7 protein-coding genes are annotated in these 6,679 nt (G+C 74.6%); 2 read left to right on the top strand and 5 right to left on the bottom strand.

What is annotated here, in order from left to right:
• The 3 genes from asnB to AC1MIR_RS05435 form a co-directional block, all read right to left on the bottom strand.
• Window positions 1-1,284: asparagine synthase (glutamine-hydrolyzing) (gene asnB, locus AC1MIR_RS05445; protein WP_480027170.1), on the bottom strand; the 1,284-nt coding region annotated here is incomplete at its 3' end.
• Complete coding sequence (locus AC1MIR_RS05440) at window positions 1,284-2,336, bottom strand: glycosyltransferase (RefSeq protein WP_480027169.1); 1,053 nt, start codon at window positions 2,334-2,336, stop codon at window positions 1,284-1,286. The genes AC1MIR_RS05440 and asnB, both read right to left, overlap by 1 nt.
• A 10-nt stretch (window positions 2,337-2,346) precedes the next feature.
• Window positions 2,347-3,261, bottom strand: coding sequence for a glycosyltransferase family 9 protein (locus tag AC1MIR_RS05435; RefSeq protein ID WP_480027168.1), 915 nt, complete (start codon window positions 3,259-3,261; stop codon window positions 2,347-2,349).
• A gap of 101 nt (window positions 3,262-3,362) precedes the next feature.
• Between AC1MIR_RS05435 and ygfZ the strand changes: the two genes are divergently transcribed.
• Window positions 3,363-4,184 (top strand): CAF17-like 4Fe-4S cluster assembly/insertion protein YgfZ, encoded by an 822-nt coding sequence (gene ygfZ / locus AC1MIR_RS05430; RefSeq protein WP_480027167.1) that lies wholly within the window; start codon window positions 3,363-3,365, stop codon window positions 4,182-4,184.
• The gene (locus AC1MIR_RS05425; RefSeq protein ID WP_480027166.1) at window positions 4,184-4,651 is read left to right on the top strand and encodes a methyltransferase family protein; all 468 of its coding nucleotides are present in this window, start codon (window positions 4,184-4,186) and stop codon (window positions 4,649-4,651) included. Before ygfZ ends, AC1MIR_RS05425 begins: the two co-directional genes overlap by 1 nt.
• Here the strand turns inward: AC1MIR_RS05425 and AC1MIR_RS05420 are convergent, their stop codons facing one another.
• Both AC1MIR_RS05420 and AC1MIR_RS05415 read right to left on the bottom strand, forming a co-directional pair.
• Window positions 4,652-5,872, bottom strand: coding sequence for an O-antigen ligase family protein (locus AC1MIR_RS05420; protein ID WP_480027165.1), 1,221 nt, complete (start codon window positions 5,870-5,872; stop codon window positions 4,652-4,654).
• Window positions 5,869-6,642 (bottom strand): glycosyltransferase family 2 protein, encoded by a 774-nt coding sequence (locus AC1MIR_RS05415; RefSeq protein ID WP_480027164.1) that lies wholly within the window; start codon window positions 6,640-6,642, stop codon window positions 5,869-5,871. The genes AC1MIR_RS05420 and AC1MIR_RS05415 overlap by 4 nt, the downstream gene beginning before the upstream one ends.
• Window positions 6,643-6,679 lie beyond the last annotated feature (37 nt).

The raw sequence follows: 6,679 nt of genomic DNA, 5'->3' as shown, positions 1-6,679 counted from the left end.
CGTCCTCGCCCTCCCCGTCCGGGCTGCCATCGCCGCCGCCGCCTCCGCCGCGGCGATGCCGTCGCGCCAGGTGGAGGGCGGCGCGCGAAGCACGTCCTTCACATGATCGAAGCTGCCTGAGGCGCGCGGCTGCCGCCCGCCCAGCCACCAGGGGCGCATCGCGCTGCGGTAGCGGCCATAGCCCCCGAAGATCTCGTCGCCGCCCTCGCCGGAGAGCACGACCTTCACCTCCTGCCGCGCGCGCCGCGCCAGGAACCAGGAGGGGATGATGGCGTAGTCGGCCGCCGGATCGTCCATCGCGGCGACGATCTCCGGCAGATGGCGCCAGACCTCGTCCTCGGTGATCGTCACGGTCGCGTGGCGTGCGCCGGTCGCCGCGGCGGCGGCTTCCGCGGCCTGCTGCTCGTCGGCGGCGCCGGGGACGTCGAAGCGCGCGGTGTAGGCAAGCACCGGCTTCTCGTTCAGCCGCGCCATCATGGCCAGCACCGCGTTGGAATCGATGCCGCCCGAGAGGAACAGGCCATAGGGCACGTCGCTGCGCTGGTGCAGCAGCACGCTGTCCTGGAAGGCGGCGTCGAAGCGGGCGAGCGCCTCCTCCTCCGTCACATGCTCAGGCCCGCCTCCGGGCAGGGCCGCGCGGCGGTGGCGCTCCACGATGGCCCCATCGGCGATGACGATGCTCTCGCCGGGCAGCACGCGGCGTATGCCCTCGAAGATCGTCTCGGCGCCGGTGGTGAACTGCAGCTGCATCAGCTCGTCCCGCGCCTCCTGCCGCACGCGCGGCGCGACGAGGCCGGCTTCGAGCAGCGCGCGCGGCTCCGAGGCGAAGGCGATGCCGCCCGCGACCTGCGCGATGTAGAGCGGCTTGATGCCGAAGGGATCGCGCGTCAGCACCAGCCGCCGGTCGTGTCGGTCGTGCAGCGCGACGGCGTACATCCCGCGCATCGCCTGCGCGTAGCCATCGAGCCCGTCGCGGCGGAACAGGTGCAGCGGCGGCTCGCAATCGCTGCCGGTGGTGCAGGCGAGCGCATGCGCCTCACGCAGTTCCAGGTAGTTGTAAACCTCGCCATTCGCGACCAGCGCGGCGGGGCCGGCGAACAGCGGCTGGTCGCCGGTCGCGAGGTCGATGATGGCAAGGCGGGTGTGCGCCAGGCCCACATTGTCCGCGAGGTGCAGGCCCGATCCGTCCGGCCCGCGATGCGCCAGCGCGCGCGTCATGGCGCGCAGGATGGCTTCATCGGGCGTCATGCCCTGGCGCAGCGCAAGCCCGGCGATGCCGCACATCAGCGCGGCGCTCCCGTGCGGATCATCGCGGCGGCCTGCAGGAAGACCGACCAGGCGGCGAGGACCGGCGCTTCCGCGTGATGCGCCTCGAACGCCGCGCGGCCGGCCTGCGCGATGGCGTCGGCGCGCGCGCGGTCCGCCAGCAGCGATGCGATGGCGCCGGCCATGGCGGCGTGGTCGCCGATCGGCACCAGCAGCCCGTTGCGCCCGTCCTCGATCAGCTCCCGCGGGCCGTCCGCCGCGGCGGCGACGACCGGGCGCGCGGCCGAGAACCCCTCGATCACGACATTGCCCAGTGGCTCGATGCGCGAGGGCACGACAAGCATGGTGCTCGCCGCGAGCAGCGCGCCGACATCCTGCCGCCAGCCGAGGAAGGCGATGCGCGAGGCGATGCCGAGCTCCCGCGCCAGCGTCTCCAGCGCGCCGCGTTCCTCGCCCTCGCCCGCCAGCGCCAGATGCACCTCCGCCGGCAGCAGGGCGAGCGCGCGCAGCAGCGTCGGAAAATCCTTGTTGGGATGCAGCCGGCCCATCGCCAGCAGGATGGGCACGCCCGATGGCAGGGGAAGGGCGGCCGGCGCGGCTCCGCCCATATCGGATGCGAAATTCGGCAGGTGCTTGAGCCGCTGCCGCGGCCAGCCCTGGCCGGCGATCCAGTCGCAGAGGCCGCGCGTGTTCGCCACCAGGATGTCGCAGCCGGCATAGTAGCGCAGGTCGTATTGCCCGCCGAGGCGGCCGACCAGCGTCCAGGCCGCCCCGCGGGAGGCGGCGCGGGCGAAGCGCGCGGCGCGGTTCATCCAGGCGACCACCACCTGCGGGCGGAAGCTGTCGAGCGTCGCGCGCAGATGCCGACCCGTCAGCAGGTCGAAGGGGCCGCCGAAGCCGAGCTCCACCGGCGCGAGCCCGCCCGCGGCGAGGCGCGCGGCGCGCTCGGCGTTGCGGCGGATCACGGCCAGCACCTCCATCCCGCTGCGGTGCTGGGCGAGGACGAGGCGCTCGTAGAAGCCCTCCGCCCCGCCATGCGCCGCGCCGGCCATGACATGCGCGACCCTCATGGCGCGACCCTCACGCGGGCACGGGCTGCGCCAGCAGCCCTTCCGCCGCAGCCACCACGCGCTCCACCGGCAGGCGCGTCATGCTGGTGCGGAAGGGCTCGCCATCGGCGGAGACAGCGACGCTGCGCGGCCCGACCGGGCCGTATTCGCGCGCATCGGACTGCCCGAACAGCCCGACCACCGGCGCGCCGGCCGCCGCCGCCAGGTGCATCAGCCCGGAATCATTGCCGAGATAGAGCGCCGCGCGGCGCAGCACGGCCGCGACCTCCGGCAGCGCCAGCGTGCCGACCAGGTCCACCGCGCCCGGCAGGGCGGCCAGCACCGGCGCGGCCATCGCGCGCTCGGTCGCGCCGGGCCCGCCGAGCACCGCGATGCGCGCGCCCGCCAGCGCCCCGCCCGGCGCGGTCAGCGCCTGCGCGACGGCGACGAAGCGCTCCGCCGGCCAGACCTTCTGCGACCAGTTCGCCGTCGGGCCGAGCACCAGCCAGGGGCCGCCGGGCAGCAGCGCGGCGGCGCGGGCTTCGTCCTCCGGCGCGGTCCAGGCGACGGGCAGCGGCGGAGGGGAGAGGCCGAGCACCGCCCCGATATGGGTCAGCCGATGGCCGGGCCGGCGCCCGCCCTTGCCGACCGCGCGGCGCCGCGCCGGCACCATCCAGGCCAGCGCCGAGGCGCGCAGATCCACCACCAGGTCCCAGCGCGTCAGGGCCACCTGCGCCCAGAGCAGCGGCCAGTGCAGCGCAAAACGCTTCTTCTCCACCACGATCAGCCGCTCGAGCCCCGGCATGCGGGCGAAGACGCCCGCGGCGGCCGGGCCGCAGGCGACCGTGATCCGCGCAGCGGGATGCGCGCGGAGCAGATGGCCGAGCAGCGCGGTGGAGAGCACCGCATCGCCGATCCGGGTGGCCGTGACGAAGAGGATCCGCATGGGTGGCCCGCCTCTAGCACGGCGGCGCCTTGCGCCCCACCCCGGCGCGGGCGGCGCGCCGGATGTTGCATCGCCGGCGGCCGCCTCCCACCTTGGGTGGCATGCCGATCGCTCTCCTGCCGGGGCGGGGCGTGGTGGAGGTGACGGGGGAAGACCGCGTCACCTTCCTGCAGGGCCTCGTATCCAACGACATGACCCAGACGGGTCCGGGTCGTGCCCCCTGGGCCGCGCTGCTCACGCCGCAGGGCAAGTGGCTGGCCGATTTTTTCGTGCATTCGGACGGGGATCGCCTGCTGCTGGACTGCGCGCGCGAGCAGGCGGGGTTGATCGTGACCACGCTCTCGCGCTTCCGGCTGCGGGCGAAGGTGGCGCTGCGCGACGCCTCGGCCGAGTTCGCCGTGCATGCCGGCTGGGGCGGGCGGGCGCCGGAAGGGCCGGTCGCCGCGCCCGATCCGCGACTGGACGAAGCCGGCTGGCGCCTGCTGGCGCCGGCGCCGCTGCCGGGCGCGGTGGATGCGGCGGAGTACGACCGCCACCGGCTCGCCCTCGGCCTGCCCGAGCCCGCCGACATGGAGGCGCAGAAATCGGTGCTGCTCGAAGGCGGCTTCGACGAGCTGCACGGCGTCTCCTGGTCCAAGGGCTGCTACATGGGCCAGGAGCTGACGGCGCGGACGAAATACCGCGGCCTGCTGAAGAAGCGGCTGTTCCCCGTCGCGGTGGAGGGACCGCTGCCCGCGCCCGGCACGCCGGTCACGCAGGGCGGCGCAGAGATCGGCGAGATGCGGAGCGGACGCGACGGGCTGGGCCTGGCGCTGCTGCGGATCGAGGCGGCCGAGGCCGGCGGCGGCCTCGCCTGCGGCGATGCGGTTCTGACGCCGCGCATCCCCGGCTGGATGCGGCTGCCGGCGCGGGAGAGCGCGTGATGGCCGACGCGGCGCAGGACCATGGCCCCGGCGTGCGGATCCCGCCGCCGGTGATGGTGGCGGCGGTGCTCGCCGCGGCCTGGCTGCTCGACAAGGTCTGGACGATCCAGATCGGCCCGCCGGCGCCGTCGCTCGGCGCGATGGTGATCTTCCTGGCGATCGCGCTCTGCGGCTGGGCGGTGCTGGTGCTGGTGAAGGCCGGCAACGACCCGCGGCCCGACAAGCCCGACCGGGCGATGGTGGAAGCCGGCCCGTACCGCTTCAGCCGCAACCCGATCTATCTGGGCTTCCTGCTGGCGGCGACCGGCCTGGCGCTGGTCTGGGGCACGCTGTGGGGCTGGGTGGCCGTGGCCGTGCTGCACGGGATGCTCGACCGGCTGGTGATCGCGAAGGAGGAGGCCTACCTGGCGCAGCGTTTCGGCGCGGCCTACGAGGCCTACAAGGCGCGCGTGCGCCGCTGGATGTAGTCAGCCCGCCCTGCGCGGCGCCAACGCCGCGGCCAACACCGCTGCCAGCACCACGGAGGCGATCCACCAGGGCTGCCAGGCGCCGAAGGAGAGCTGCCCCGTCGCCGCCCCGGCCACCGCCACGCCCAGCGCGGCCGGCATCGCGCCCGCCGCCAGCATCGCCGCGGCGGCCAGCGCGGCGGCCAGCGCCGCGCCGACCAGCCCGAGCTCCAGCCAGACCTGCAGCGCATTGTTGTGCGTGTGCAGCGGCAGGCGCCGCGCCGCCTCGGCGCCGAACCAGTCGCGCGCCTCGGGCGAGGCGAGGCCGAAGCGGTCGAGCGTCGCGCGGTCGAAACGCTCGGCGCCGCCCGGGATCTCGCGGCTGGATTCCATCCCCCAGCCGAGCAGCGGGCGCTCCGCGATGCGCTCCGTCACGAAGTCCCAGATCAGCACGCGATGCGCCGCGGAAGGCGGCAGCGCGGCGAGGTTCGGCGCGCGGTCGAGCACGGCGGAGAACAGCAGCGGCGCGGCGAGGAACAGGACCGCGAGCGCGGCCGCCGCCACGCGCGCAACGAGGCGCGGCGCGAATCGCGCGGCAAGCGCGGCGAGCAGGCCGGCGACCGCCGCGATCTTCGCGGATTCGCCCGGCAGCCAGAGCGCCACCGCCAGGCCGCCGAGCACCAGCGCCGCGCGCAGCAGCCTCGGCGCGGCCGGCACCGCCAGCACGAGCGGCAGCAGCAGCGCCACCAGCGAGACGGTCGGCTTCAGCCCGAAATCCACGAAGGGCGTCCAGGGCGGAAAGCCGCGCACCGCCAGGCGGAACAGGTTCTGGCTGCCATGGTCGAAGGCCAGCAGCGGGATGCCGATGCTGAGCCCGATCACCAGCGCCATGCCGAGACGCGCGCGGTGTTCCGGCGCATCGCTCTCCAGCGCGCGCGCGGCCGCGCCGCCGAGCAGCAGCAGCGCGACCAGGCTCGCCACCGTGCCGAGTGCGCGATCCGGCTCGATGGCCCAGAGCGACGAGATCGCCGCCCAGCCCAGCAGCGCGAGCGCCGGCGCCAGCAGCGGCATCCAGCGCGGCCACGGCAGGCTGCGATGGTTGCGCAGATGCGCGACGAGGCTCAGCGCCAGCGCGATGGTCACCGCCGGCGCCATGGCGCGGAACTGCGCCACCGCCATCGCCGGCGCCACCGCCAGCAGCACCGCGAGCGGAAAGCTGGCGGAGCGGAGGAACGCGCTCACCGCCCGTGCTTCTCCGGCTCGATCCGTGCCTTCAGATAGGACAGCAGCGGGAAGGCGCCGGTGCAGAAGGCGAGCAGCACGCCCATCGCGCCCTCGCGGTAGCCCTTGCGCGAAAAGTAGGATTTGAAGGCGCGCGAGACGAAGCGGCGAAGGTTGCCGGCAAGCGTGCCGATTTCCCCGCTCGCCAGCAGGTCCGCCGCCTTCGCGCTGGAATACTTGTCGAGCCGCCGCAGCATGTCCGACACGTCGCGATCCACCAGGTGGATCAGCGCGCCCTGCGTGATCCGCGGCCCCTCCTGCCCCGTCCAGTCCAGCCCCGGATGCACGCGCTGCGCACGCCAGCGCTTGGCCCCCTTGCGCGACAGGCGCGGCACGGAGGTGGTGCCGAAACTGCCAGCCCAGCCATGGCGCACCAGCCGCTCGCCGACATAATTGTCCACCGGCACCTGGTGCCAGGCATGCGTGGACGTCGCGATCGTCGCACGGACCGCCGCGGCGAGATCGGGCGAGACACGCTCATCCGCATCCACCTCCAGCACCCAGTCGCCGCTGCAGGCCTCGAGCCCCGTATTGCGGCGCTCGCCCTCCAGCTCCCACGCGCCCTCGACCACCCGCGCGCCACGCTCGCGCGCGATCGCCGCGCTGCGGTCCGTGCTGCGATCCAGCACCACCACCACCTCATCCGCAAACGCACAGGATGCGAGGCAATCCGGCAACCGCGCCTCCTCGTTGCGCGCGACGACGAGGGCGGAGAGGTGGGGTGCGGTCATCGCTGTGCGGTCGCAGGGGGGCGCTGCCCCCCTGCAC

It is taken from the genome of Falsiroseomonas sp. RANM36, assembly GCF_056682175.1.
The sequence above is the reverse complement of the archived record's forward strand: the minus strand, read 5'-3'. Positions and strand labels throughout refer to the sequence as shown.